Origin of the sequence: Actinomadura sp. NPDC049753 (assembly GCF_040674655.1) — a bacterium.
Taxonomy (GTDB): Bacteria; Actinomycetota; Actinomycetes; order Streptosporangiales; family Streptosporangiaceae; genus Spirillospora; species Spirillospora verrucosospora.
In genome coordinates this window covers 22,744-48,709 of sequence record NZ_JBFARL010000026.1, presented here as the reverse complement: position 1 = coordinate 48,709, position 25,966 = coordinate 22,744, and the positions used below count along the sequence as shown (strand labels likewise).

26 protein-coding genes are annotated in these 25,966 nt (G+C 74.5%); 14 read left to right on the top strand and 12 right to left on the bottom strand.

Annotation, left to right across the window (positions count from 1 at the left end):
* Nucleotides 1-37: 37 nt before the first annotated feature.
* The 7 genes from AB0K37_RS10190 to AB0K37_RS10160 all read left to right on the top strand — a co-directional run bounded on the left by AB0K37_RS10190 (nucleotide 38) and on the right by AB0K37_RS10160 (nucleotide 6,019).
* Complete coding sequence (locus tag AB0K37_RS10190; RefSeq protein WP_345172054.1) at nucleotides 38-319, top strand: metal-sensitive transcriptional regulator; 282 nt, start codon at nucleotides 38-40, stop codon at nucleotides 317-319.
* A 100-nt stretch (nucleotides 320-419) separates the two neighbouring features.
* Nucleotides 420-1,805, top strand: coding sequence for an MBL fold metallo-hydrolase (locus AB0K37_RS10185; protein WP_363977707.1), 1,386 nt, complete (start codon nucleotides 420-422; stop codon nucleotides 1,803-1,805).
* Between the two features lie 54 nt (nucleotides 1,806-1,859).
* Nucleotides 1,860-2,444, top strand: coding sequence for a rhodanese-like domain-containing protein (locus AB0K37_RS10180; RefSeq protein ID WP_363977704.1), 585 nt, complete (start codon nucleotides 1,860-1,862; stop codon nucleotides 2,442-2,444).
* Between the two features lie 33 nt (nucleotides 2,445-2,477).
* Nucleotides 2,478-3,257, top strand: coding sequence for a sulfite exporter TauE/SafE family protein (locus AB0K37_RS10175; protein ID WP_363977702.1), 780 nt, complete (start codon nucleotides 2,478-2,480; stop codon nucleotides 3,255-3,257).
* A gap of 125 nt (nucleotides 3,258-3,382) precedes the next feature.
* Nucleotides 3,383-3,826, top strand: coding sequence for a universal stress protein (locus AB0K37_RS10170; protein WP_363977699.1), 444 nt, complete (start codon nucleotides 3,383-3,385; stop codon nucleotides 3,824-3,826).
* Nucleotides 3,827-3,854: 28 nt separating this feature from the next.
* Nucleotides 3,855-4,535, top strand: a complete 681-nt coding sequence (locus AB0K37_RS10165; RefSeq protein ID WP_363977696.1) for a CBS domain-containing protein — start codon at nucleotides 3,855-3,857, stop codon at nucleotides 4,533-4,535.
* Nucleotides 4,536-4,540: 5 nt separating this feature from the next.
* On the top strand, nucleotides 4,541-6,019 hold the full coding sequence (locus AB0K37_RS10160; protein WP_363977693.1) for an AAA family ATPase: 1,479 nt from the start codon (nucleotides 4,541-4,543) through the stop codon (nucleotides 6,017-6,019).
* 113 nt (nucleotides 6,020-6,132) lie between these two features.
* Here AB0K37_RS10160 and AB0K37_RS10155 read toward each other — a convergent pair whose 3' ends face one another.
* Entirely contained in the window at nucleotides 6,133-6,696 is a 564-nt protein-coding gene (locus AB0K37_RS10155; RefSeq protein WP_363977691.1) for a hypothetical protein, read from the bottom strand.
* A 238-nt stretch (nucleotides 6,697-6,934) separates the two neighbouring features.
* Here AB0K37_RS10155 and AB0K37_RS10150 point away from each other — a divergent pair, with 238 nt between their 5' ends.
* The gene (locus AB0K37_RS10150; protein WP_363977688.1) at nucleotides 6,935-7,519 is read left to right on the top strand and encodes a hypothetical protein; all 585 of its coding nucleotides are present in this window, start codon (nucleotides 6,935-6,937) and stop codon (nucleotides 7,517-7,519) included.
* Between the two features lie 28 nt (nucleotides 7,520-7,547).
* Here the strand turns inward: AB0K37_RS10150 and AB0K37_RS10145 are convergent, their stop codons facing one another.
* Nucleotides 7,548-9,269, bottom strand: coding sequence for a GAF domain-containing sensor histidine kinase (locus AB0K37_RS10145; RefSeq protein WP_363977685.1), 1,722 nt, complete (start codon nucleotides 9,267-9,269; stop codon nucleotides 7,548-7,550).
* A gap of 89 nt (nucleotides 9,270-9,358) precedes the next feature.
* Here AB0K37_RS10145 and AB0K37_RS10140 point away from each other — a divergent pair, with 89 nt between their 5' ends.
* Nucleotides 9,359-9,793 carry a pyridoxamine 5'-phosphate oxidase family protein gene (locus AB0K37_RS10140; RefSeq protein ID WP_363977683.1) on the top strand — a complete coding sequence of 145 codons (435 nt, stop codon included), beginning with the start codon at nucleotides 9,359-9,361 and terminating at the stop codon, nucleotides 9,791-9,793.
* Here the strand turns inward: AB0K37_RS10140 and AB0K37_RS10135 are convergent.
* On the bottom strand, nucleotides 9,774-10,781 hold the full coding sequence (locus AB0K37_RS10135) for a hypothetical protein (protein ID WP_363977681.1): 1,008 nt from the start codon (nucleotides 10,779-10,781) through the stop codon (nucleotides 9,774-9,776). The genes AB0K37_RS10140 and AB0K37_RS10135 overlap by 20 nt on opposite strands.
* A gap of 202 nt (nucleotides 10,782-10,983) precedes the next feature.
* Here AB0K37_RS10135 and AB0K37_RS10130 point away from each other — a divergent pair, with 202 nt between their 5' ends.
* Nucleotides 10,984-11,673: a response regulator transcription factor gene (locus AB0K37_RS10130; RefSeq protein ID WP_363977678.1), complete on the top strand. Its 690-nt coding sequence runs from the start codon at nucleotides 10,984-10,986 to the stop codon at nucleotides 11,671-11,673.
* 110 nt (nucleotides 11,674-11,783) lie between these two features.
* Here AB0K37_RS10130 and AB0K37_RS10125 read toward each other — a convergent pair whose 3' ends face one another.
* Genes AB0K37_RS10125 through AB0K37_RS10115 form a run of 3 tightly spaced genes read right to left on the bottom strand, consistent with a single transcriptional unit; the run spans nucleotide 11,784 to nucleotide 14,025 of the window.
* Nucleotides 11,784-12,650 carry a universal stress protein gene (locus AB0K37_RS10125; protein ID WP_363977675.1) on the bottom strand — a complete coding sequence of 289 codons (867 nt, stop codon included), beginning with the start codon at nucleotides 12,648-12,650 and terminating at the stop codon, nucleotides 11,784-11,786.
* Nucleotides 12,647-13,144: a flavodoxin domain-containing protein gene (locus AB0K37_RS10120; RefSeq protein WP_363977672.1), complete on the bottom strand. Its 498-nt coding sequence runs from the start codon at nucleotides 13,142-13,144 to the stop codon at nucleotides 12,647-12,649. Before AB0K37_RS10120 ends, AB0K37_RS10125 begins: the two co-directional genes overlap by 4 nt.
* Nucleotides 13,141-14,025 carry a universal stress protein gene (locus AB0K37_RS10115; RefSeq protein ID WP_363977669.1) on the bottom strand — a complete coding sequence of 295 codons (885 nt, stop codon included), beginning with the start codon at nucleotides 14,023-14,025 and terminating at the stop codon, nucleotides 13,141-13,143. The genes AB0K37_RS10120 and AB0K37_RS10115 overlap by 4 nt, the downstream gene beginning before the upstream one ends.
* 198 nt (nucleotides 14,026-14,223) lie before the next feature.
* Here AB0K37_RS10115 and AB0K37_RS10110 point away from each other — a divergent pair, with 198 nt between their 5' ends.
* Together AB0K37_RS10110 and AB0K37_RS10105 are read left to right on the top strand one after the other, a co-directional pair.
* Nucleotides 14,224-16,947: an HAD-IC family P-type ATPase gene (locus tag AB0K37_RS10110; RefSeq protein WP_363977666.1), complete on the top strand. Its 2,724-nt coding sequence runs from the start codon at nucleotides 14,224-14,226 to the stop codon at nucleotides 16,945-16,947.
* Nucleotides 16,944-17,468, top strand: a complete 525-nt coding sequence (locus AB0K37_RS10105) for a CBS domain-containing protein (RefSeq protein WP_363977663.1) — start codon at nucleotides 16,944-16,946, stop codon at nucleotides 17,466-17,468. Before AB0K37_RS10110 ends, AB0K37_RS10105 begins: the two co-directional genes overlap by 4 nt.
* A gap of 52 nt (nucleotides 17,469-17,520) precedes the next feature.
* On the opposite strand, the gene AB0K37_RS10100 is transcribed toward AB0K37_RS10105, so the two are convergent.
* Entirely contained in the window at nucleotides 17,521-18,408 is an 888-nt protein-coding gene (locus tag AB0K37_RS10100; RefSeq protein WP_363977660.1) for a universal stress protein, read from the bottom strand.
* A gap of 184 nt (nucleotides 18,409-18,592) precedes the next feature.
* On the opposite strand from AB0K37_RS10100, the gene AB0K37_RS10095 reads away from it, so the two are divergent.
* Entirely contained in the window at nucleotides 18,593-21,061 is a 2,469-nt protein-coding gene (locus tag AB0K37_RS10095) for a glycosyl hydrolase family 65 protein (RefSeq protein ID WP_363977657.1), read from the top strand.
* A 65-nt stretch (nucleotides 21,062-21,126) separates the two neighbouring features.
* Nucleotides 21,127-21,552: a pyridoxamine 5'-phosphate oxidase family protein gene (locus AB0K37_RS10090; protein WP_363977654.1), complete on the top strand. Its 426-nt coding sequence runs from the start codon at nucleotides 21,127-21,129 to the stop codon at nucleotides 21,550-21,552.
* 117 nt (nucleotides 21,553-21,669) lie between these two features.
* On the opposite strand, the gene AB0K37_RS10085 is transcribed toward AB0K37_RS10090, so the two are convergent.
* The 5 genes from AB0K37_RS10085 to AB0K37_RS10065 form a co-directional block, all read right to left on the bottom strand.
* Entirely contained in the window at nucleotides 21,670-22,536 is an 867-nt protein-coding gene (locus tag AB0K37_RS10085) for a universal stress protein (protein WP_363977651.1), read from the bottom strand.
* Between the two features lie 52 nt (nucleotides 22,537-22,588).
* Nucleotides 22,589-23,422: a universal stress protein gene (locus AB0K37_RS10080; protein WP_363977648.1), complete on the bottom strand. Its 834-nt coding sequence runs from the start codon at nucleotides 23,420-23,422 to the stop codon at nucleotides 22,589-22,591.
* A 70-nt stretch (nucleotides 23,423-23,492) separates the two neighbouring features.
* Nucleotides 23,493-24,533 carry a zinc-dependent alcohol dehydrogenase family protein gene (locus AB0K37_RS10075; protein WP_363977645.1) on the bottom strand — a complete coding sequence of 347 codons (1,041 nt, stop codon included), beginning with the start codon at nucleotides 24,531-24,533 and terminating at the stop codon, nucleotides 23,493-23,495.
* Nucleotides 24,534-24,624: 91 nt separating this feature from the next.
* Complete coding sequence (locus tag AB0K37_RS10070; RefSeq protein ID WP_363977642.1) at nucleotides 24,625-25,314, bottom strand: DUF4389 domain-containing protein; 690 nt, start codon at nucleotides 25,312-25,314, stop codon at nucleotides 24,625-24,627.
* 108 nt (nucleotides 25,315-25,422) lie between these two features.
* The gene (locus AB0K37_RS10065) at nucleotides 25,423-25,830 is read right to left on the bottom strand and encodes a hypothetical protein (RefSeq protein WP_363977639.1); all 408 of its coding nucleotides are present in this window, start codon (nucleotides 25,828-25,830) and stop codon (nucleotides 25,423-25,425) included.
* Between the last annotated feature and the right edge of the window lie 136 nt (nucleotides 25,831-25,966).

Below are 25,966 nucleotides of genomic sequence, written 5' to 3'. Positions count from 1 at the left end.
ATACCCCAGGGGGTATGTTGGGCGCCGGAGGTGGAAGATGGAAGAGCATCTGGAGATGGACGCGACCGCCCTGGCGGACGCGCTGACCCGGCTCCGGCGAGCGCACGGCCAGCTCGGCGGGGTGATCTCGATGATCGAGAACGCCGATGACTGCGAGCGGGTGCTGACCCAGCTGGCCGCGGTGTCCAAGGCGATCGACCGGGCCGGCTTCAAGATCATTTCGACCGGGCTGCGGCACTGCCAGGCGGCGGCCGACCGCGGCGAGAAGCCGCCGATCAGCACGGAGCGCCTGGAGAAGCTCTTCCTCGCCCTTTCCTGAGGACGGCGAAAGGGCCGCCCCTCATCGCTCGACGAGGGGGTACGACCATGGCCGCGATCTGACCCGAGCATACCCCCCGGGGTATAAGGAGTGAACGCAGATGGTAAATGTCCAGGTAGTCGAGACCTCGTCCCTGGGCGACCGCAGCTACCTCGCCCACGACGGGCGGGTGGCGCTGGTCGTCGACCCGCAGCGCGACATCGACCGCTTCCTGGCCCTCGCCGGGCGGCTGGACGTCCGCATCACGCACGTGGCCGAGACCCACCTGCACAACGACTACGTCTCCGGCGGGCTGGCCCTGGCCAGGGCGACCGGGGCGGCGTACCTGCTCTCGGCCGACGAGGACGTCCGATTCGAGCGGACCGCCCTTTCCGACGGCGACGAGATCGCCGTCTCCGACGCGCTGCGCATCCGCGCCGTCGCCACCCCGGGGCACACCTTCCACCACCTCTCCTACATCCTGTCGGGCCCCGGCGGACCCGAAGGGGTCTTCACGGGCGGGTCGCTGCTGTTCGGCACCACCGGCCGCACCGACCTCCTCGGTTCCGAGCACGCCCACCTGCTGGCCGAGCGGCAGCACGCGTCGGCGCGGCGGCTGGCCGACCTGCTGCCCGACGGCGCGCACGTCTGGCCCACGCACGGCTTCGGCAGCTTCTGCTCGGCGAGCCAGTCCGACGCCGCGTCCTCGACCATCGGCCAGGAGCGGCGCGCCAACCCCGCGCTGCGGCTGGAGGCCGACGACTTCGTCGCCCAGACTCTGGACGGGCTCGACGCCTACCCCGCCTACTACGCGCACATGGGCGTCCGCAACAGCGCCGGCGCCGACCTGCTCGACCTCACTCCCGCCCGGACCGCCGACCCCGCCGAGCTGCGCGACCGCATCGCCGCCGGGGAATGGGTCGTCGACCTGCGGTCCCGCAAGGCCTTCGCCCAGCGGCACCTGGCCGGCACCCTCAGCTTCGGCCTGGACGGCGCGATGTCGACATGGCTGGGCTGGCTGGCGCCGTGGGGCGCGCCCCTCACCCTGCTCGGCGACAGCCCCGAGCAGATCGCCGCCGCCCAGCGGGAGCTGGCGCGCATCGGCGTCGACCGGCCGGCCGCGGCGGCCTCCGGGGAGCCCGAGCAGTGGGCGGGCGGCGACGCCGGCCGGCTGCGCGAGACGCCCGTCGCCACGTTCGGCGACCTGGCCGCCGCCCTCTCCGGCCGCGTCCCCCGGCACCTCCCCGCGCCGGACGTCGTACTGGACGTGCGCATGACCAACGAGTGGAGGGACGGGCACGTCGAGGGCGCCGTCCACATCCCGCTGCCCGAGCTGACCGGGCGGCTGGACGAACTGCCCGACGGGACCGTCTGGGTGCACTGCGGCTCCGGCTACCGGGCCGCCGCGGCCACCAGCCTGCTCCAGCGGGCCGGGCGCCCGACCGTGCACATCGACGACGCCTACTCCGAGGCCGCGCCCGCGGGCCTCACCATCACCGGCCACTGACCGGACCGACCAGACCGCACGACGATCCATCACCACGACACAGGAGAAGACTCCGTGACCACCCCGCCCACCGCGTCCACCGTGGACGTCCCCGCCCTGCGCGAACTCCTGGACTCCAACGACCGGCCCCGGCTCATCGACGTCCGGACGCCGGGCGAGTTCGAGACCGGGCACATCCCCGGCTCCTACAACGTCCCGCTCGACCTGCTGCGCGAGCACCGCGCCGAACTGCGCGCCCACCTCGACGAGCAGGTGGTGCTCGTCTGCCGCTCCGGGCAGCGCGCCGGCCAGGCCTCGCAGGCGCTGGCGACCGCGGGCCTGCCGAACCTGCGCGTCCTGCACGGCGGCATCGGCGCCTGGCAGGCCGCGGGCGAACCGGTCGCCGCGGGACGCCCCCGCTGGGACCTGGAGCGCCAGGTCCGCCTGGTCGCGGGCTCGATCGTGCTCGGCTCGGTGCTGGCCAGCACGGCCGTCCCGCGCGCCAAGTGGCTCGCGGCGGCCATCGGCGGCGGCCTCACCTTCGCCGCCCTGTCCAACACGTGCGCCATGGGGATGGCCCTGTCCAAGCTCCCCTACAACCGCGGGCCGAAGTGCGACATGGCCGCCGTCCTGGGCGCGCTGGCCGCGGAGCGCCCCTGACCCGCCGGCCGCGTCCGCCAGGGAGGTGACGACATGCTGACCGCGCTCGTCCTCGGCGCCCTCATCGGCGTCCTGCTCGGGCTGCTCGGCGGCGGCGGCTCCATTCTCGCCGTCCCCGCCCTCGTCTACGGCGCGGGCCTGCCGCTGGCCTCGGCGGTTCCGGCGTCCCTGCTGGTCGTGGGCATCTCCTCGGCCACGGCCGCGCTGCCCCGCGTCCACGCCGGGCAGGTGCGCTGGCGGATCGCGGGCGTGTTCGGCGCCGCCGGGGCGGTGGCCGCCTTCGGCGGCGCGGCCCTGAACCGCCTCCTGCCCGACCAGGCCGTCCTGCTCGGCTTCGCTGCGCTCATGGTGGCGGCCGGCTGGCGGATGCTGGCCGGAGGCGACCGGCTGGGCGGGGCGTGCGCCCTCCCCGGCGGCGGCGTCGACTGGCGCTCCTGCCTGCCCAAGTCGATCGGCGCGGGCGCGGCCGTCGGCGTGCTGACCGGGCTGTTCGGCGTCGGCGGCGGCTTCCTCATCATTCCGGCCCTGGTCGTCGGGCTGGGCCTGCCGATGGCGGCGGCGGTCGGCACCTCCCTGGTCATCGTGGTGGTCAACTCGATCGCGGGCTTCGCCGCGCACGCCGGGGACGCGACGCTGGACTACGGCGTCATCGCGGCCTTCACCCTGGCGGCCGTCGCCGGATCGCTCGCCGCCGCCCGCCTCGCCCGGCGCCTGGACGCCGACCGGCTGCGCCGCTGGTTCGCCTACCTGGTCTTCGCCGTCGCGGCCTTCGTGGCCGCGCAGGCCCTCATCCATCCGGGAGCCACCGGATGATCTGGCGGCGCCACCCCTCGACGGATGCCCGGATCGGGCCGAAAGTCCTGGTTCGGGGGGACGCTCGGCACTGACCCGCGGAACCTCCCGGGCGGAAGGGTGGAGGTGACTGAGGGAGGTCGCTGATGTGGGTCGTGCCCGAACAACGGTCCGTCGTCGTCGGGGTGGACGGTTCCCCCAACTCCATGGCCGCGCTGCGCCGCGCCGCCCGCGAGGCCTCCGAACGCCGCGCGCGCCTGGACGTGGTCCGCGTCATGGAGCCCGGCGACGCCCCCGCGCGGCGCCCGTTCAACGCGATCAGGGAGTGGCTGCGGCTGCGCCGCCTGGTCGCCCGGCTGATCCCCCGCTCCCGGCACCTGACCACCCGGCTGCGCGTCCTGCGCGGCGAGCCGGGCCCGGTGCTGGCCGAGGCGGCGGAGCGTGCCGAACTGCTCGTGGTCGGCGCCCGGTCGAACTCCGAGCACGGCAATCCGCTCGGCGGCGACACCGTCCCGGTCGTGCGGGAGCGGGCGCGCTGCGAGGTCGTGATCTGCGCGGACCAGAGGGCCGCCGCCGGCGACAGCCTCTGAGGCCCGCGGCGAGCCCGGGAGGAGAGCCATGAAGCGCCGCACGGTCGGGGACGTCATGACCAGGAACGTCGTGACGGTCTCCGAGGACACCCCCTTCACCGAGATCGCCGACGCGATGGCCGAGCACCGCATCAGCGCGGTGCCCGTCATGGACGAGGACGGCCGGCTCACCGGCATCGTCACGGAGGCCGACCTCCTGCGCAAGGAGGAGTACGGCGGCGGCGCGGGACCGCGCCGGCCCAGGCTGCTGCGCCGCGCCCAGGACGAGGCGAGGGCGCGGGCCAGGGCCGCGGACGCCCGCGGGCTGATGAGCGCGCCGGTCGTCACCGTCGCGCCGGGCACGCCCGTCGCCGAGGCGGCCCGCGTGCTGAACGCCCACGGCTTCAAGGCCGCGCCGGTCGTCAGGGATGGCCGGCTGGCCGGGATCGTGGCCCGCCGCGACCTGCTCTCGGTGTTCCACCGCTCCGACGACGACATCCGGGACGAGATCATCGACGACGTCCTGGTCTCCCGGCTCTGGCAGGACCCCGCCGAGGTGCACGTCCGCGTCCAGGAGGGGGTCGTCCACCTCACCGGGCGCGTGGAGCAGAAGAGCCTGATCCCGATCGTCGTGCGCATGGCCGCCGCCACGGAAGGCGTCGTCGACGTCGTCCCGACCCTCGGCTACGACTACGACGACACCAGCCCCGCTCCCTACCCGAGGGCATGAGGCCCATGGAGGGCGCCGCCGTAGCCGAGACCCACATCGGCGTGGTGTTCTTCGCCGGGGACCGCGCCTACAAGCTGAAGAAGCCGGTGAACCTGGGGTTCCTGGACTTCAGCACCCGTGAGCTGCGCGAGCGCGCCTGCCACGAGGAGGTCCGGCTGAACCGGCGGTTCGCCCCCGACGTCTATCTCGGCGTCGCCGACGTGCGCGGTCCCGGCGGCGACGTCTGCGACCATCTGGTCGTGATGCGGCGGATGCCCGCCGACCGGCGCCTGTCCACCCTGGTCCGGGCCGGTGCGCCGGTGCGGGACGCGCTGCGCGACACCGCCCGGATCCTGGCCGCCTGGCACGCCAGGGCGCCGCGCGGCCCCCGCATCGCGGCCGAGGAGACCCGCGACGCCGTCCGAGGGCGCTGGCAGGACAGCTTCGAGCAGGTCCGGCCCTTCCACGGCGCCGTCCTGGACGCCGCGGCCGCCGCCGAGACCGAGGACCTCGCGGACGAGTTCCTCGCCGGCCGCGAGCCCCTGTTCGACGCCCGCATCGCCGACGGCCGCGTGGTCGACGGGCATGGCGACCTGCTGGCCGGCGACGTCTTCTGCCTCGACGACGGCCCGCGGATCCTCGACTGCCTGGAGTTCGACGACCGGCTCCGCTACCTGGACGGTCTGGACGACGCCGCGTTCCTGGCGATGGACCTCGAACGCCTGGGCGCCCCGGAGCTCGCCGCACGGTTCCTCGGCTGGTACGCCGAGTACGCCGCCGACCCGGCCCCGTCCTCGCTGCGCCACCACTACGTGGCCTACCGCGCCTTCGTCCGCGCCAAGGTCGCGTGCCTGCGCCACGGCCAGGGCGCCCCGGACGCGGCCGCCGACGCCCGCGCCTATGCCGACGTCGCGCTGCGCCATCTGCGCGCCGGCCGCGTCGGGCTGATCATGGTGGGCGGGCTCCCGGGCACCGGGAAGACCTCCCTGGCCGGCGCGCTGGCCGACCGGCTCGGCTGCACGGTGCTCAGCAGCGACCGGATCCGCAAGGAGCTCGCCGGGCTGGCCCCCGCCGACCCGGCGGGCGCCCCCTACGGCTCCGGCATCTACACGCCGGAGTGGGGCCGGCGCACCTACCGCGAGATGGCCGCGCGAGCCGCGCGGCTGCTCCGGATGGGCGAGACGGTCGTCCTGGACGCGTCCTGGACGTCCGACGCCAACCGCGAGCTCATCGCCGCCGTCGCCGAGCAGGAGCACGCGCACCTGACGCCGCTGCGCTGCGAAGCGCCGGAGGCCGTCTGCGCCGAACGGATGCGGACCCGCCCCCGGGGAGCCTCCGACGCCGACGCGGGCATCGCCGCCGCCATGCGCGCGGACTCCGCGCCCTGGCCCGGATCGGCCGCCGTCGACACCGGCGGGGCCCTCCCCCGCGCCGTCGAGCAGGCCCTCGCCGCCATCCGTCCCGCGGGTCCCGCGGAGCGTTCTCCCGCGCCGCCTCCGGCCTGACCTCCCCGACCGCCCGGCCGTCCGGCGCGCGGCCCGTCCCGCCGACCGCCCCTCCTGCCGGACACGCGTACGAGGGGCGCTCCCGGGGAGCGCCCCTCGTGTCGCGGATCAGGTCACTTGAGGAAGGGGAGACGCTTGACCAGGCGGGTGCCGCCCCACCAGCGGCCGAGGCCCAGGGTGTCACCGGCGCTGACCAGGGCCAGCCCGATGATCAGGATCGCGTAGACCAGGTGGTCGTCCATGAAGGGGTTGTTCTCCGGGGGAAGGACCGCCGACCACATCATCACCAGCAGCGCGGCTCCCGCCGCGGCGGCGATCCGCATGCCCACGCCGAGGACGAGGGCGGCGCCGATGCCGGCCAGGCCGAGCATGAACAGCCAGTCGGCCCAGGCCGCTCCCGCGATGTCGTGGTAGAAGCCGGCGAACGGTCCGGCGGTCGCGTGCGCCAGGAACCCCTCGGTCGGGCTGCCGCCGTCGATCCACGCCTTGGCCGCGGGGGTCTCGTGGCCGAGCCCGAAGGTCTTGTCGAGGAACGCCCACAGGAAGATCCAGCCGAGCGCGAAGCGGGCGGCGGCCCATGCGTAACGGGCGGCGTGCGACTCGGTCAGCGGCTTGGGGGTCACCACCCGGATCAGGGTGTCCCGGCCCACGTGGGTCTTGTGCTCGGAGAGTGCCATCGCCACTCACCTTCCATCGCATCGATGATCTCGTCACCCATGACTCAACCCTGGATCGGCATTGGCCTGTAGGTACGTTCGGCGCATGATCGGCGGGACCAAGGTCCCGCGTGCCGGGGGCTGGAGGGCCCGGGAGGTCCCTCCCGCGAAGGGCTTCCGCCTCTGCAGCCGTCCAGGGCGGATGCGTAGCGTCATGGTGGAGGGAAGGTGAAGGGACGGCGTCATGGGAGCGACGACCATGCGAGCACGGACCGGCCGCTGGACAGCACGGATCGACCGTTGGCGTCGCGGTTGCGGTTTCGACCGCAACGACCTGCGGCGCAACGTCGACAGGGTCCAGTGGCGGCTCGGACTGCTCCTGCTGATCGTCTTCCTCAGCGCGACGCCGCCGCTTCTCTCGCATGCCGTCCAGACCGCGTACGGATCGGGCGTGAGGGCCGAGCGCCAGCAGGCCGCCACACGGCACCGCGTCGAGGCCACCATCGTGAAGGTTCGGGATCCGGGGGGCCGTCGCACCGTCACGGTCGCCTGGACCGACCCCGACGGGACGCGGCGGACCGGCGACTACACGACGTGGCGGGGAGCCGGCGTCGGGGAGCGCCTCATCCTGTGGGCCGGGCCCGACGGCGTCTCGATCACGCCGCCCCGCCGGCACGCGCAGACGGTCATCCACACCGCGGTGGCCGGGACGGGCGTGGCCCTCGCCACGGGACTGCCCGCGCTCTGCCTCTACTGGCTCGTCCGGGCGCGGTGCGACCGCTGCCGCTACCGGTCGTGGGACGCCGAGTGGGCGCGCCTCGACAACCACCGCATCGGCCCTTGACGCCGATGGGAACGGCCCGTGCGGAAGATCAGGCGGCCTTGAGCGGGACGCACCAGACCAGAAGCGTGCCGCCCTCCGGGCGCCGCCCGGCGGTGCACGTGCCGCCCAGGCCCTCGGCACGGGACTCCATGTTGCGGAGCCCGCTGCGGCGACCGCCTTCGGTGATGCCGACGCCGTTGTCCTCCACCCGCACCGTCACGTCGTCACCGACATCGATCTTCAGGGCCGCCTCGGTGGCGTGCGCGTGCCGGGCGACGTTCGACAGGGCCTCCCGCACGACCGCGAGGAGCTGCTCGCCGATCTCCTCGTCGACCGAGGTGTCCAGCAGCCCGTCGAGCCGCACCGAGGGCGCGAACCCGAGATGCTCCGCCGCCCTGTCGGCCAGGGCGTGCACCCGGCTGCGCAGCGACGTCTCGTCGGTCTCGGGGCCCTGCAGCGCGAAGATGGACGAGCGGATCTGCCGGATGGTGTCGTCCAGGTCGTCCACCGCCCGCTGCACGCGGACGGCGACCTCCCGCTTCTGCGTCATCTTGATCGCCGCCATCAGCCCCATCGCGGTCGCGAACAACCGCTGGATGACGGTGTCGTGCAGGTCCTTGGCGATCCGGTCGCGGTCCTCCAGCAGCGCCAGCCGCTCGGCGTCCCGGCGCCGCTCGGCCAGCTCCAGGGCCACCGCCGCCTGTCCCGCGAACGCCTCCAGCAGCCGCTGCGTCCCCTCCGAGAACAGCGCCCCGCCGGGCGCGTTGACCACCGAGATGACGCCGCGCGCCGCCGACCCGAGCCCCAGCGGCACGACCAGCAGCGGGCCGATCGGCACCCGCGGGGGCACGTTCGCCTCGCGTGCCGCCTTCTCCCCGTCGGCCAGCCGCAGGGCGGTCCCCTCGGTGAACACCGGCCCGGCCACCGAGTGCTCCAGCGGCACCCGCAGCCCTTCCAGCCGCTCGGCGCCCTGCCCGCGGGCGGCCTCGACCACGAAGTGCGGGCCGCCCTCCTCCACCAGCGCCACGGCCGCGAGGTCGGCCTCGGCGATCTCCTGCGCCCGCTGCGCCACCAGCGTGGTCACCTCGTGCGGGTCGGTGCCCGACAGCAGCGCGGTGGAGACCTCGGCCGACGCCTCCAGCCACCGCTCGCGCCGGCGCGTCTCCTGGTACAGGCGGGCGTTCTCGATCGCGACGCCGGCGGCCGTGGCCAGCGCGATCACCACGACCTCGTCCTCCTCCTCGAACTGGCCGCCGCCGGCCTTCTCCGTCAGGTAGAGGTTGCCGAACACCTCGTCCCGCACGCGGATCGGGACGCCCAGGAACGTCCGCATCGGCGGGTGGTTGGCGGGGAAGCCGCTGGAGGCGGGGTGGTCCCCGAGGTCCGGAAGCCGCAGCGAGCGCGGCTCCCGGATCAGCAGGCCGAGGATCCCGTGCCCGTGCGGCCAGTGGCCGATCGCCTCGATCTCCTGGTCGCCGACGCCCACGGTGACGAACTGCACCAGGTGCTCGCCCTCTTCGCCGATGACGCCGAGCGCTCCGTAGCGGGCGTCGACGAGGGTGGTGGCCGCCTCGGTGATCCGCCGCAGCACCGACTCCAGGTCGAGTTCGCTGCCGATCGAGACCACGGCCTCCAGCAGCGCGTGCACCCGGTCCCGCGTGGACCGGGCCGCCTCCAGCCTCGACTGAAGTTCCGACAGAAGATCGTCCAGCTGCAACTGGGGAAGGATCAGCCGTGCCCGGTCTTGGCCGGCGCCCGAATCATGAGCCACAGATCCAGTATTACCCTGCCCGGGGTGAGAAGTCAGGTCAGGGACCTTAGACCCTGATGCCCGGGCCGCCGGTGCATCACATTGGGTTCATGCACCTCGACCACAGCGGCATGGAGATCCTCGACGACGAGGAGTGCCGGGCCCTGCTCCGCCGATCGACGATCGGCCGGATCGTGTTCACCCTCCAGGCGCTGCCCACCGTACAACCGGTCAACTTCGTCTTCGACGGCGAGCTCATCGTGGTGAAGACCTCATCGGCCTCGCGACTGGCCACCGCCGCTTCCGACACGATCGTCGCCTTCGAGATCGACGAGATCGACGCGGACGGCGACAGGGGCTGGTCGGTGGTCACCGTCGGGCCCGCCCGTCGCGTCACCGAGCCCGGAGAGATCGCCAGGCTCTCCGCGCTCCCGCTGCGCAGCTGGGCACCGGGCGAGCGCGACCAGTTCATCGTCGTCCGGCCCCGGCTCATCACCGGCCGCCGCATCCCCGAGAGCGTCCCGCTCAAGGTTCCACGATCATGACGTCGGCGACGGCCCTGCGGACGGTGTCCAGCCCCTCCCCCTCCGGCGCCCCGATGCGCAGGAGCATCTGCGGGTAGGCGTCCCGGCAGAACTGGGCGCGGATGAAGGCGCGCAGCTCCGGCACTTCGAGCGCCTGGGTGTGGAAGGCGGCCGCCAGGTCGCTCTCGGCCGCCCTCAGCAGCGCCCGCTGCAGAGCCTGTCCCGTGCGCAGCCAGTCGGCGGGCCCGTCGCCGTCGGAGACCAGGAGCAGCGCCACCCCCGCCGTGCTCTTCCCCTCCGGGTGCGCGGGTTCGGCGCCCCATCCCTGGCCGCGCGCGAAGTCGCGGGCGGGGAAGTTCGGGCTGGTCTCGGGAGCCTGCCTGGGGTAGGCGCCCTCCTGGACGCCGTCCTTGCGGGCCGTCCTGGGCGAGGGCGCCCAGCGGCCGATCTCCGTGGAGTACGCGGGGGTGCGGCGCTGGATGTGCTCGGCCGCGTCGGTCAGAGCGGCCAGGGCCCCCTTGACGTGCGGGTCGACAGCCTCGATCAGCCGGGCGCCCTCGCGTTCGACGTCGTAGCGCATGGCCGAGAGGACCCCGGCGGAGACGGTCTCCGGACGGAACGCGCCACGATGGCTGCGCCGGCGCCGGATCTGCTCGTGCTCCCTCAGCGTCTGCCGGTCCGCCGGCTCGTCCGGCTCCAGGACCACGTCGGCGAGCAGGTGCGGGCGGTCCGGATCGGGCAGCAGCCGCACGAGCGGGTCGTAGCCCTGGGCGCGCAGCGACAGCCGGAGGTTGTACAGCGCGGCGCCGCAGCTGATCAGCATCTCCCGGCCCTTCGGGTCCGCGACGCCCAGGCGGCGGTCCGGGTCGGCGCGCAGGCTGACGCGCGGGCCGCGCACGCCGAACCGCCACGGCTGGGTGTTGTGCACCGACGGCGCCCACAGCGCGTCCTCGACGGCGCGCTCTATGTCGTCCGCGATGTCCGCGGAAGTCCGGTACCTGGTTTGCATGGATCGCTCCTTCCTCTCAGCTCTCACCTCACCAGCGGCCCCCACCCCCGCGGCAGGGCCGAAGGTCCATCCCGAAGTGGCGCAGGGCGTGTCCCGGGTCGGGACGTAGGTCCCGCGGGCGGGGGACCTCCGCGGAGTGGGGATGGGTCCGGCGGCGGGGTAGCGTCCATTCCGTCACTACCGGACCGAGGAAACGAGAGCCATGACCGCCCAGACGCCAGGGAACGCGGGGACGATCCGGGTCTTTCTGATGGACGACCACGAGGTCGTCCGCCGCGGAGTCGCCGCGCTGCTGTCCGCCGAGGACGACATCGAGATCATCGGTGAGGCCGGCACCGCCGCCGAGGCGCTGGCGCGGATCCCGGCCGTCCGGCCCGACGTGGCCGTCCTGGACGTCCGCCTGCCCGACGGGGACGGCGTGAGCGTCTGCCGCGAGCTGCGCTCCCAGCTGCCGGAGCTGGCGTGCCTGATGCTGACCTCCTTCGACGACGACGACGCCCTGTTCGAGGCGGTCATGGCCGGGGCGTCCGGCTACGTCCTCAAGCAGATCCACGGCTCCGACCTCGTCGGCGCCGTCCGCACGGTCGCCACCGGGCAGTCGCTCCTCGACCCCCGCAGCACCGCCCGCATGCTCGAACGGCTCCGCACCCGCCAGGAGAAGAGCGACCCGCTCAAGGGCCTGACCGAGCAGGAGCGCCACATCCTGGAGCTCATCGGCGAGGGCCTGACCAACCGGCAGATCGGCGAGCGCCTCTTCCTGGCCGAGAAAACGGTCAAGAACTACATCTCGAACATCTTCGCCAAGCTCGGCATGAGCCGCCGCACCCAGGCCGCCGCACTCGCCGCGCAGCTCAAGGCCGACGGCGCCCAGGCCAGGCAGGGGCGCGACTGAGCCCTGGCCCGGCCGGGTCCTTGGGGGGGCGGCCGGGCCAGGCTTCCCGGTCACCTCCGGACGACCTCATCGCGTCCTCCGGACGACCTCATCGCGTCCTCCGGACGACCTCATCGCGTCCTCCGGACGATGGCGACCGGGCAGTGCGCGCGCATGAGCATCGCGTGGCCCACCGATCCGAGCAGGAGCCCGCCGAACCCCCCGTGCCCGCGGGAGCCGACGACCAGCAGGCCCGCGTCGGCGGACGCGTCCGCCAGAACCTTCGCGGCCCGGCCGTTGACGGCCTCGGACACCACCTTGACGTCGGGGTACCTGGCCCGCCACCCGGCGAGCGACTCGGCGAGGACGCGCTCCTCCTCTGCGGCCACGACGGCGCGGTCGTAGACGAGAGGCTGCATGTCGCCCCGGCCCGAAGGGACCGGGTGCGTCCAGGCCGTCAGGGCGCGCAGCCGCACCCCGCGCAGGGACGCCTCCTCGAAGGCGAACCCGACGGCGTCCGCGCCCGCCGGGGAACCGTCCACCCCGACCACGACGTCTCCACTCGGGTCCGCGTCCGGGTTCCGGGCGACCACCACCGGACACGCCGCATGCGTGGCGACCTGCATCGCCACCGAGCCCAGCAGCAGCCCCGAAAGGCCGCCCGACCCGCGCGAGCCGGCCACGACCATCAGCGCGTCGCGCGCCTGCTCGACGAGCACCTTGGCGGGCTGCCCGCCGGTCTGCTCGCCGGTCACCTCCAGGCCCGGAACGCGGTCGCGGGCGCGGGCCACGGCGAGCTCGACGATGTCCCGGCCGCCGTCCAGCAGCTGCTCGCGGACGCGGGCGGCGCCCGGATCGGCGGGGACGTCGAACAGCCACGGCGTGACCACGTACACGACGTGCAGCGAGGCGCCGCGGCGGGCGGCCTCGCCGGCGGCCCAGTCGACCGCGAGCAGGCTCGGCTCCGAACCGTCGTCCCCGACGATGATCCGGTTCATACGGTCACGCTCCGCAGGTCGCGGGCGATGCCGGCGGCCCAGTCGCCGACGCGGTCGCGGTCGCGGTAGTCCCCCGACGCCGTCCGGGCGATCTTGGCGGCCATGAAGCCCCGGGCGTCGGGAGCCAGCCGGCCGCCGAAGGTGGCGTGGCCACGGGCGCGGATCCGGCGGGCGAACTTGGCGACGCCGGGCACGGGATCGATCGTGCGCTCCCGCGCGCCGTCGTCCAGCGGGCCGCTGCTGAACAGCCACACCGGCCGGTGCGCAAGCGCGTCGGCGTGGTGCCGGACGAAGCGGCGCGCCTCCCGGTGCCAGCGCCCGACGTACAGGGCGCCGCCGACGACGACGGCGTCGTACCCGTCGAGGGCGTCGACGTCCCCCGCGGGGCGCACGTCGGCCTCCACGCCCGATTCGCGCAGCGCGGCGCCCACCCATTCGGCGATCTCGGCGGTTCCTCCGCGCTCGGAGGCGTACGCCACCAGTACCCGGATCATGACGGCTCCTTCGCGTGGGGGTCGCGGTCGTGGACGACCGCGACCGGACCCGGCGCCTCGTGCAGCACGAACCTCGTGACGGCGCCGAGCAGGGTCTTGGGGGACGAACCGATGCCGCGGTCGCCGACCACGAGCAGCCTCGCGTCCCGGGCCTCGTCGGCGAGGGCGCGCCCGGCCCGCTCCAGGACGAACCGCCGCTCGACGGCGATCCCGGGGTGCGCGGCGAGAAGGGGCGCGACCGCCGCGGCGAACCGCGCCTTGGCCTGCTCCTCAAGGCCCTGCGGATCGCTGAACGGCAGCCGGTCCGGGCCCGGGAGCGCGGCGGGGTCCCACCACGCGCACACCAGCGTCACCGAGGCGTGCCACAGCGCGGCCTCGCACAGGGCGAACCGCAGCGCGGCCTGGCTCGCGGGCGACCCGTCGATCCCGACGACGATCCTCTTCGCGGCCCGCGCCGGGTCGTGGGAGGGCACGACGACGACGGGACGGTCGGCGTGCGCGGGGACGTGGACGGCGGTGGAGCCGAGCGGGAGCCGGTCGAAGCCGCCGGCCCCGCGGGCGCCGACCACGATCAGCTCGGCGTCCTGCGACGCCGCCAGCAGCGCGGCGGGCGGCGTGCCCTTGGACAGCAGCGGCCGCACCTCCAGACCGGGTGCGGTCTCCCGGGCGATCCTGAGCCCGTCCTCCAGGGCGATGACGCCCATGCCGCGGACGATCTCCAGTGCCTCGTCCCCCTCCGGCCCGGCGGGATAGGGCCAGTTCCAGGCGTGGCAGACCCGCAGGGGCACGCCGCGCAGCGCCGCCTCCGCCGCCGCCCAGCGCAGGGCGCGCCCGGCGGCGGGGGAACCGTCGAACCCGACCAGGACATGTGCTCCGTCCATCGCCTTCCACCTCCAGATCTCCAAGACTCACAACCCCGCGGCGGAGCGGTCAGAGGCGTGGGTCCGCCGACGCCGGGACCTTCGGCCCTGCTCCCGGCCGCGGGGTGCGGCCAAGCTGGGGGCGGCAGGAGGTGCGACGATGGACGTTCGCTGCGACCCCGCGGTCGCCGACCCCGGCGGCCGCGGCCGCGGGCCCCGATGACGACGGCTCCGGCGCCGTACCGCAGGACGGCCGACGCGGTCGTGCGCGAGTTCGGCGGCGACGCCTCCGACGGGCTCTCCTCCGGTGAGGCGGCGCGACGGCTGGAGCGCGACGGGCCCAACACGCTGCCCGCCGCGCGCGGGCGCGGCCCCGTCGTGCGGTTCCTCCTGCAGTTCAACAGCCCGCTGATCTACGTGCTGCTGGTGTCGGCGGCGGTGACCGGGCTGCTCGGCGAGCACGTGGACGCCCTAGTGATCCTCGGGGTGGTGGTCGTCAACGCCGTCGTCGGCTTCGTCCAGGAGTCGCGCGCGGAGAAGGCGCTGGGCGCTCTGGCCGCCATGGCCCGGACGGCGGCGCTGGTCGTCCGCGACGGCGCGGCCCGGCGCGTGCCGTCGACCGAACTGGTGTGCGGCGACCTGGTCAGGCTGGAGGCCGGCGACAAGGTCCCGGCCGACCTGCGGCTGCTGCGCGCCGACGAGTTCGCGGTGGACGAGTCGGCGCTCACCGGCGAGTCGGTGCCCGTCGCCAAGGACACCGCGGCACAGGACGAGGCCGCGCTCGCCGACCGCACCGGCATGGCCTTCTCCGGCACGCTGGCGACGTCCGGGAGCGCCGCGGGCCTGGTGGTGGCGACCGGAGCGGACACCGAGCTCGGCGGCATCCACCGCCTGGTGCAGGGCACCGGCGCGGTCCAGACGCCCCTCACCCGCAAGATCGCGCACTTCAGCAAGATCGTGACGGTGGCGATCCTGGCGCTGGCCGCGCTGACCTTCCTCATCGGCGTGCTCCGCGGGCGCGGCGCGACCGAGATGCTCACCGCCGCGGTCGCCCTCGCGGTCGGCGCGATCCCCGAGGGGCTGCCCGCCGTCGTCACGATCACCCTCGCGCTCGGCGTCTCGCGCATGGTCGGCCGCGGCGCCATCGTCCGGCACCTGCCCGCCGTCGAGACGCTCGGCAGCACCACCGTCATCTGCACCGACAAGACCGGCACCCTCACCCGGAACCAGATGACCGTCACCGCCGTCACCGCCGGGGGGCGCGACTACACCGTCACCGGCACCGGCTACGCGCCCACCGGGACGATCCGGCGGGACGGCCGGGACGCCGACGCCGCGGACCACCCAGCGCTCCGGGAGACGCTGCTGGCCGGCCTCGGCTGCAACGACGCGCAACTGCACCGGCGGGACGGCTGGCACATCACCGGGGACCCGACCGAGGGCGCCCTGCTGACCAGCGCGGCCAAGGCCGGCGTCGACGGCGTGCCGGACCGCGTCGCAACCCTGCCGTTCACCGCCGAGCGCCGCTACATGGCCACCCTGCACGAGGACGGCGCCGTCTACGTCAAGGGCCCCGTCGAGCGGATCCTGGAGCTGTGCGAGGACGCCGCCGGTCCGGACGGCGCGCCCGTCCCGCTCGACCGCGCGGCGGTCACCGCGCGCGCCGAGGCCTACGGCGGCCAGGCGCTGCGCGTGCTGGCCTTCGCCCGGGGACGCGCCGGCGGCTCCGGGCTGGACGAACCGCCCCCGCTGACCTTCCTCGGCCTGCAGGCCATGTTCGACCCGCCCCGCGAGGACGCCGCCCGGGCCGTCCGGACCTGCCACGACGCCGGCGTCCAGGTCAAAATGATCACTGGTGACCACGCCGCCACGGCGCGCGCCATCGGAACCCGCGTCGGGCTGGACGGCGAGGTGATGACGGGCGCCGAGCTGACCTCGGGCGTCTCCGCCGAACGCGTCCAGGCCACCACCGTCTTCGCCCGCGTCTCCCCCGAGCAGAAGCTCCGCCTCGTCCAGATCCTGCAGGACCGGGGGCACGTCATCGCGATGACCGGGGACGGGGTCAACGACGCGCCCGCGCTCAAGCAGGCCGACATCGGCGTCGCCATGGGACGGGCCGGCACCGACGCCGCCAAGGAGTCGGCCGACATGGTCCTCACCGGCGACGACTTCGCCTCGATCGAGAAGGCCGTCGAGGAGGGGCGCGGCGTCTTCGACAACCTGGTCAAGTTCATCGTCTGGGCGCTGCCGTCCAACATCGGGCTCGGGCTCGTGCTGGTCGCCGCGATCGTCGCGGGCACGGCGCTGCCCGTCCTGCCGCTGCAGGTCCTCTGGCTGAACATGACCGCGGTGCTCGTGCTCGGCCTGCCGTTCTCCGTCGAGCCGAAGGACGAGCACATCATGCGCCGCCCGCCCCGCGACCCGTCCCTGCCGCTGCTCACCCGCTCGATGACGCTGCGCATCCTGGTGGTCTCGGGGATCCTGCTCACCGGGGCGTTCGGCCTCCAGCACTGGGAACGCGCCCACGGCGCCACAGCGGAGGTCGCGCAGACGATCGTCGTCAACGTCTTCGCGCTGACGCTGCTCACCTACCTCTTCAACTGCCTGTCGCTGGACCGTCCGATGCTGTGGCACGGCGTCCGCCGCAACCCCTGGGTCGGCGCCAGCGTCCTGGCCCTCATCGCCATCCAGGCGCTCTACACCTACGCGCCCTTCATGAACGGCCTGTTCCACTCCGCCCCGCTCGGCGCCGGCGCGTGGGCGCGGATCGTCGTCATCGCCGCCGTCTCCTACGTGGTGATCGAGATTCTGAAGTACGTCCAGTCGCGCGCCGATCCGGCCCTCCGGCGCCAGGGCGGGGGACGTTCGCCCCTGCCGGCGGCAGGCGGCCGGGAGAAGTCTGGAGCAGGAGGCAAGCCGTTCGGCCCGGAGGAGGAGCCATGACGTCGAGCCCACCGCTGGAGCAGCGCGCCGTCGCCGAGCTGATGAGCCGCGACCTGCTCACCATCGCCGCGGACGAGTCCGTGATCATGGCCTGGGAGCTGATGTGCCGGGCCGAGATCCACCACCTGCCCGTCACCGACGTCGAGGGCGGCTTCCTCGGCGTCCTGGACGCCCAGACCCTCACCTCGACCTGGAACGCCGCCGTTCCCCGCGAGGCGCGCCGCCCCGTCACGGACCTCCTGCCGTCCCGGCCGCCCGCGACGGTGCGCCCGTCGGCCGCCGTCGCCGAAGCGGCCCTGGCCATGCTGGAGTCGGACCGCGACTACGTGGCGGTGACGGACGAGCACGGCGCCCTGGCCGGCCTCGTCACCGCACGGGACCTGGTCTGCGCCCTCGCCGGGGTGCACCGCGAGATCCCGGCGCGGACCGGCGGCATGCCGTCGCTGTACCGGATCGAGCCCGTGCTCCCCCGCGAGACCCCCGCCCCGCACCCGGGCCGGAGCAACATCGCCCCCGACTGAACCGGCGGCGGCCGCCCGCGGCGAGGGCGCGAGCGGCCGGCGGGGCGTCCCCTCAGGCGACGCTCTGGGCTGCGTACCGGGGCGCCGGGACGATCGCGACCGAGCAGGGGGCGTGGTGCAGCATCGCCGAGCTGGTCGCCCCCAGCAGCAGCGGATCCAGGCTTCCGGTGCCGCGATCGCCCACCACGAGCAGGTCGGCGCCGTCGGCGGCGTTCAGCAGCGTCTCACGGGGCCGCTCCAGCAGCAGCGAGACGTCCACATGGACCTTCGGGTACCGCCGCCGCCAGGGGTGGACGACCCGCTCCAGCATCGCGGCCCGCGCCTGGAACAGCCTGGCCTTGTCGGCGAACAGCGGCAGGTCGCTCTCGGGCACGGCGCCGGGCTCCCACGCCCCGTGCACGACGCGCAGGTCGCACTCGCGCAGCGCGGCCTCCTCGATGGCGAAGCCGACCGCCGCGTCCGCGTGCTCCGACGCGTCGATCCCGGCCACGATGAGGCCGTGGTGGCCGTCGGCGCCGCGGACGGCCACCACGGGGCGGCGGGTCCGCGCGGGGAGCTCCGTCGCCGTCGAGCCCGGGGGCAGCAGGTGCCGCTCGTGCGAGCCGACCACGATCAGCTCCGCGTCGTCGGACTCGTACACCAGCGTGTCGCAGGCGGGCTCCCGCCTCAGCAGCGTGCGCACCTTCCCCTCCGCGCCCAGGTCGCGTGCGCGGCGCGCCCCCTTGCGCAGGAGGTTCTCCCCCGCACGCTGGAGCACCGCCTGCACGCCGGCGTCCACGTGGCCGCTCGGGTACGGCCAGTGCCAGCAGTAGCACAGCATCAGGTCGAGCCCGCGCAGCCGCGCCTCCTCCACCGCCCAGCGCAGCGCGGGGTCGTTCTCCTTGGTCCCGTCATAGCCGAACAAGACGTTCGACCTCTGAGCCCTCGTCAGCGCCGCCATCCGTCCCCCCTCCTCGAACAGAGGTCCCGACTTCAGTTTCGGCTGGTCGGAGCCCGCGGGGCACGGGCCGAAAGTCCCGGCGCGCCGGGTCGTCCGGTACTGCCGGGAGGCGAGGGGCCGATGACAGCGTGGTTGGCGGGAGTGCCCGGCCGAGGGCCCCGACGAGACGGTGTGAGGAGACGCCATGAGCCGGTGGATCCTGGCCTACGACGGCTACGATCCCGCGACGGAAGGGGTGCGGGAGGCGCTGTGCACCCTCGGCAACGGCTATGTCGCCACCCGGGGCACCGCCCCCGAGTCGGCGGCCGACGGCGTCCACTATCCCGGGACCTACATCGCCGGCTGCTACGACCGTCTCCCTGCCGAGATCGGCGGGCTGCGCGCCGACAACGCCGACCTCGTCAACATGCCGAACTGGCTGCCGCTGACCTTCCGCGCCGAGGGCGGCGAGTGGTTCGATCCGGACGCCGCCCTCGCGGAGGACCGGCTCCTGTCCTACCGGCAGGAACTCGACCTGCGGCGCGGCGTCCTGACCCGGCTCGTCCGCGTGCGCGACCGGGCCGGGCGGACGTTCCGCCTGGCCCAGCGCCGGATCGTCTCCATGGACGATCCGCACCTTGCCGCGCTCGAGACCACGATCGTCGCCGAGGACTGGAGCGGCACGCTGCACATCCGGTCCGCGCTGGACGGCCGGGTCTCCAACGCCGGCGTCGAGCGGTACCGCGACCTGCCCGGAACCCACCTGACCCGCGAGGAGCCGCCGCGGCAGGACGACCGGGACCCGCTCCTGCTGCGCGCCTCGACCGTCTCCTCGAAGATCGGCATCGGGGTCGCGGCCCGCACCCGGGTGTCGGTCCCCGCCGGGGCCTCCCGGCTCGCCGAGGACGGGTGGGCCGCCCAGGACCTGACCGTCGACGCCGCGCAGGGCGCGCACGTCACGGTCGAGAAGGTGGCGGCGGTGTTCACCTCCCGCGACCGCGCCGTCGAGGAGGCCGGGGAGGCCGCGCTGGGCGCCGCGGCGGAGGCGGGGGGCTTCGACGCCCTGCTGGAGCGGCACACGCTGGCGTGGAACCGGCTGTGGCGGCGCTGCCAGCTGAGCGTCGACCACGTCGAGGTCCAGCGCGTCCTCAACCTGCACATCTTCCATCTGCTGCAGACCCTGTCGGAGCACATCGTGGACCTGGACGTCGGGGTCCCGGCCCGCGGCCTGCACGGGGAGGCCTACCGCGGCCACGTCTTCTGGGACGAGGTGTTCGTCCTCCCGTTCCTGACCATGCGGTTCCCCGAGATCGCCCGCGCGCTGCTGCTGTACCGGTGGCGGCGGCTGCCCGCCGCCCGGCGCGCCGCCGCGGCCGCCGGGCACCGCGGCGCCATGTACCCGTGGCAGAGTGCCGCCGACGGCCGCGAGGAGACCCAGCTCGTCCACCTCAACCCGCGGTCGGGCCGGTGGCTGCCCGACCACACGCACCTGCAGCGCCACGTCGGCCTGACCATCGCGCTCAACGTCTGGCGCTTCTACGAGGCGACCGGCGACGCCGAGTTCCTCGCCGAGTACGGCGCCGAGATCATGCTGGAGGTCGCCCGGTTCTTCGCCGGCCTGACGGTCTACGACCGATCCACCGACCGGTACGGGATCCGCGGCGTCATGGGCCCGGACGAGTACCACGACGCCTACCCGGGACGGGACCGGCCCGGCCTGGACGACAACGCCTACACCAACGTCCTCGCCGCCTGGCTGCTGGAGCGGGCGCTGGAGGCGCTCGCCGTCCTCCCGGAGGACCGCCGCGGGGAGCTGCGCGAACGGCTCGCGCTGACCCGCGAGGAGATCACCCGCTTCGAGGACGTGGCGCGCAAGATGCACGTCCCCTTCCACGCCGGGGTGATCAGCCAGTTCGAGGGCTACGGCGGCCTGGAGGAGCTCGACTGGGCCCGCTACCGGCGACGCTACGGCGACATCCGCAGGCTGGACCGGATCCTGGAGGCCGAGGGCGACTCGCCGAACCGCTACAAGGCCTCGAAGCAGGCCGACGTGCTCATGCTCTTCTACGTGCTCTCGCCGGGCGAACTGGACGCCGTCCTGCGGAACCTCGGCTACGAGCACGGGCCCGGGCTCGCCGCCAGGACCATCGCCTACTACCTGCCCCGCACCTGCGACGGATCGACGCTGAGCTCGCTCGTCCACGCCTGGATCCTCGCCCACGCCGACGGCGACGAGGCCTGGGACGTCTTCCTCGAATCGCTGTTCACCGACGTCACGGGCGTCCAGCACGGCACCATCGCCGAGGGCGTCCACCTGGGCGCGATGGCCGGCACCGTCGACCTCGTCCAGCGCTGCCACGCCGGCGTCCGCACCCGTGGCGGCGCGCTGCGGCTGGAGCCGCGCCTGCCCCCGGCGGTCGGCGAGCTGCGCCTCGGGCTGCGCTACCGCGGCAACTGGGGCATCGACCTGACCTGCCGCCAGGACCTCGTCCGCGTCGCCCTGCGCCCGGGCGCGGCCTCCCCCATCCGCATCTCCTACGGCGCCGAGGAGATCGAGATCCAGCCGGGCGCTTCCTGGGAGAGCCCCCTGCAGGCCGGCAGGCCGCCGCCGGCCGGCGGCCGAGCCGGACCGTTCGAAGGGCCCGGCCGGGACGGGACGGACGGCGTCCGGTGAGGTGACCTTGGCCCCTCCCGCCCGCCGCGGGCGGAGCGGAGCATGGAGACATGAGGGAGGAAGCCATGAGGAGCGCGAACGAGGCGGCGGGCCTCACGGGAGCGGAGTGCCTGCGCCTCATGAGCACCGCCGCCGTCGGCCGGATCGTCTTCACCGAGCAGGCGCTGCCCGCCGTGGCGCCGGTCGGCTTCGTCGTCGACGGCGAGGACGTGGTCATCGCGGCGCCGCGCGGTTCCCGGCTGCCGGCCGCGACCCGGGGCGCGATCGTGGCCTTCCAGGCCGACGATCTGGACGCCGCCTGCCGAAGCGGGTGGTCGGTCACCGCGATCGGGCGGGCCCGGGTCGTCCGCGATCCCGGGGAGCGCGCCCGCGAGGCCCTCCGGCCCTGGACGGCCGGAGCCGGGGCGGAGTTCATCCTGGTCTCCTGCCGGCAGATCACCGGTCAGCGCGTCGGAGTCTCCCCGGTCGACGACCACGAGACCGCGGCCTGAACGGCTCGACGGCGTGACGGCGCCCGGCGGCCCTCGCCGCCCGTTCATCCCGTTCATCGCGCAAGGCCCGGCGGGTGCCGGGCCTTGCGCGATGCGGCGTCCATGTCCGATGCGCGCTCAAGGTGCGGAGGCGCCCACGGTGGGGACGACCGCGACCGGGCAGTGCGCGTGGTGGAGGAGGCCGTGCGTCACCGCGCGGCTGCGCGGCACGGTCAGGCCCTCGCGGGGATGCGAGCCGGCGATCACCAGATCGACGTCGCGGGACGCGGCGACGAGCGCGGCGGCGGGGTTGTCCTGCACGATGTCCTCCACGACCTCCACCCCCGGGAAGCTCTTGCGCAGGGGCGCGTGCGCCTCGATGACGCGCCACCGGGCCCGCTCCTCGAGGCGCCGGAGGTCGAGGCCCTCTCCGTGCTCGTCCCGGGCCGCGGGGAACGGCCAGGCGTGCACGACGCGCAGCCTCGCGTCCCGCACGGCGGCGGCCCGGAACGCGTACCGCAGAACGGCGGAGTCGTCGCCGAGGCCGACGCCCACGGCGATCTCGCCGCGCTCGGCGGCCGGTTCGCCGCGCACCACCACGACCGGACAGACGGAGTGGCGGACCGCGCCCAGCCCGACCGAGCCGAGGACCAGGCCCGCGAACCCGCCGAGACCCCGGCAGCCCACCACCAGCTCGAACGCCTCCTCGGAGTGCTCGGACAGTGCCCGGACGGTGCGCGCGGACGCCAGTTCCAGGCTCACCGGCACCTCCGGCCGCCGGGCGTGCGCGCCGCGCTCGGCGGCGGCCAGCACCTCCTCACCCTGCAGCGTCAGTGAGACCACCTCGCCGGGGGCGGTGTTGAGCGGCACGTCGAACCCCCACCGCTCCACCGCGTGCAAGATCTTCAGCGCGCGCCCGTACCGGGCGGCCTCGTCGGCCGCCCAGGCCACGGCGCGTTCGGAGGGGACGGAGCCGTCGGCTCCGACGATGATCGGATCGGACATGGTCAACTCCTCTTCGCTTCTCCCCGGCGGACGTCCCGCCGGGCGGCGCCGGTCACCGGTCGATGGGCACCACGACCACGGGACAGTGCGCGTGGTGCAGGACCGCGTGGTTGACCCGGCCCAGCGCCATGCCGATCCGGCCCGTCCGGCGGGCGGCTCCGACCACCACCAGCGCGGCCGACCGCGACGCCTCGACGAGGGCCTGCGCCGCCGCGCGGTCCGAGACGAACTGCTCGACCCGGACGTCCGGATGGTGCTCGCGCAGCCCGGCCAGGGCCTCCGACAGCTCCAGGTCCTCCATCACCCGCCGGCGGGGGGACCCGAACTCGCCGCCCACGGCGTGCAGCGCCAGGAGCCCGGCGCCGCGCGAGGCGGCCTCCTCGAAGGCCCAGCCGGCCATGGCGCTCTCGCCGGGGCGGTCCTCGACCCCGACCACGATCCGCGCCGGGGCCTCGGAGGGGTAGGGCGCCTCACGCGGCACCACCAGGACGGGGCACCGGGCGTGCGCGGCGGTGTACAGCCCGACCGACCCGAACAGCAGGCCCTGGAACCCGCCCAGACCGGGCGAGCCGACGGCCGCGAGCGCCGCGTGCTCGCTGCGCTCCACCAGCGCGCCGCCCGGGTCCGTCCGGTCCAGCCGCGTCGCGACGTCGAGGTCGGGATGCACCTTCAGCGTGTACTGCCGCGCTTCGGCGAGCAGGTCCTCCCGCTCGGCGACCAGCCGGCCCAGCGCGTCCCTGGGGATCACCCCGTCGTCCACCAGCGCGCGGGACGCGTGCACCAGTTCCAGCGGCCGGCGGTGCCGGACGGCGTAGTCGGCGGCCCAGTCGAGGGCCCGCCAGGCGTGGGCGGAGCCGTCGACGCCCACGATGACCTGGGTCGGCATGGCCTCTCCTTTCCGGGTCGTCTCGCCGCTCGCCCGCACGGCGCGGCGGTCGCGGACGGCCGCACGGGGTTCAGCGGGTCAGGACGACTTTGAGGGCGCCGGTGCGGGCGGCGTCGGAGAAGACGTCGTAGGCCGTCGGGAACTCGTCCAGCGAGAAGTGGTGGGTGACGAACCGTCCGGCGTCCAGCTGGCGGCCGGCGACGAGCCGGAGCAGGGTGGGCGTGGAGAAGGTGTCCACCAGTCCGGTGGTGATGGTGATGTCCCGGATCCACTGCTCTTCCAGGTGCAGCGCGGCCGGAGCGCCGTGCACGCCGATGTTGGCGATGTGCCCGCCGGGGCGGGCCAGCGCGACGGTGAGCTCGAAGGCCTCGGGGACGCCGACGGCCTCGATGGCCACGTCGGCGCCGAGTCCGCCGGTCATGTCGCGGACCGCGGCCAGGGCGTCCTGCCGTGAGTTGTTGACCGTGGCGTCGGCGCCGAACTGCTTGGCCGCCTCCAGCCGGCCGTCGGCCAGGTCGATCGCGACGACATGGCTCGGGCTGAACAGCCGCGCCCCCATGATCGCCGCGAGCCCGATCGGTCCGGCGCCCACCACCGCCACGACGTCGCCGGGGCGGACGGCGCCGTTGAGCACGCCGACCTCGTAGCCGGTCGGCAGGATGTCGGCCAGCATCAGCACGTCCTGCGCGGGCACGCCTTGCGGCAGCGGGTGCACCGAGGTGTCGGCGAACGGCACCCGGACGTACTCGGCCTGCGTCCCGTCGATCTTGTGGCCGAGGATCCAGCCGCCCCCGCCCAGGCACTGCCCGTAGCGGGCCTCGCGGCAGAACCGGCACGTGCCGCACGCGGTGATGCACGACACCAGCACCTGGTCGCCCGGCTTGACCGTCCGCACGCCGGAACCGACGGCCTCGACCGTGCCGACCGCCTCGTGCCCGAGGATCCGCCCGTCGGTCACCGCCGGGACGTCTCCCTTGAGGATGTGCAGGTCCGTACCGCAGATGGTCACCGCGTCCACCCGCACGACCGCGTCGCCGTCCGCGACGATCTCGGGCTTGGGCACGTCCTCCCAGGACTTCCGGCCGGGTCCGTGGTACACCAGCGCTCGCATGGCGAGCCTCCCTCATCGGTCCTCAGGTTCGCTACCAGAGTCGATCTCGGGGCGCTGCCGGTGGCAGGGGCTAACGTCCCGGGGCGGGGGCCTAACGTCCCGGCGCGTCCGGCGCCGCGGGCGCCGCGGGCGCCGGCGCCCCGCCGGGCTCCGTCTCGCCCATGTCCAGCCGGAACGGCGGGTAGCGGTCGGTCATCAGGAAGGCGTAGCCGGCCACCCGCAGGACCCACCGGTCCATCCCCATCACGAACGGGAAGACGCCCCGCAGGTAGCTTCCGGTGAACAGCAGCGCGATCGCGGCGACGAGCACCAGCAGGCCGACCACGCCCGGCGAGTTCCAGTTCTCCCCGCCCATGCCGCCGCCGGTGAACAGCGAGACCACCAGGTAGTGCGGGATCGCCAGCAGCCACCACTTCACCAGCACCAGCCCCCGCGACAGATGCTCGGGGTAGTCGATGCGCAGCCGGGCCGGGTAGTCCGGGACGTCGCCGAGCGTGAACGGCGGGTACCGGTCGGTGCCGAGGGCGCCGTACCCGTAGAACGCCACCCGCCACGCCCAGCGCAGCACCCCGACGTCGAACTCGAAGATCGACCGCGGGTAGCGGCCGGTGACCAGGATCGCGAAGAACGCGACCACGGTGAGCACGGTGAACGCGATCCCCAGGAAGAACAGCACGATGTAGTGCGGGATCAGCAGCAGCCACTTCACCAGCCACAGCCACCGCGACAGCGGCTCCTCCAGCCGTCCCTCCACGTGGACCGGCATGTCCTGGCCGTCCATCTCGTCCTCCCTCAGCCGAGCGTCCGGCGACCCGGTGTCACCGGGCATGTCCTAGGACCACGGTCGGCTTCCGCGCCGCGGCGGCGTAGGGAGGAACGTCCGCACCCCTCAGGGACCAAGGTCGGGGGCCCGCAGGCCCATCTGCACCTTCCACATGGCCTCGGCCAGCGCGTGGAACTGGTAGAGCAGGCGCCGCAGGGCGGGCAGATCCCCGGCGGACGCCGTCGCCGCGGCGTGCTCGGCGACGATCGTGAGCCGGTTGGCGCGGCACGCCAGGAAGTGGGCGAGCGCCTCGCGGCGCACGCTCCCGGCCTGGGCGCCGAGCAGGATCGCCTCGGCGGCGCTCAGCTCGGCCATGACCTCGGCGGTGGCGGCGCGCACGTCGACGCCCGTTCCGAGGCCGCTCTTCGCCACCAGCCTGAGCCTGCTCAGCGCGGGCAGGCAGCGCCGGTGGTGCTCGCGCAGCCGGTCCTCCAGGAGTGCCGGCTCGGCCACACCCGTCCCAGTGCCGCTCATTGTCCCTCCCCGTTCCGTGGCGGCACGCCGGCCCGTCGTGCCCAGCCGTGCGGCATGGCCGTCGCGCACGTCGACGATCCCGTCCCCGCCGGGGGGACGGGTAGGGAGGGAGGTCCCGGTCCGGGGGACGAAGGTC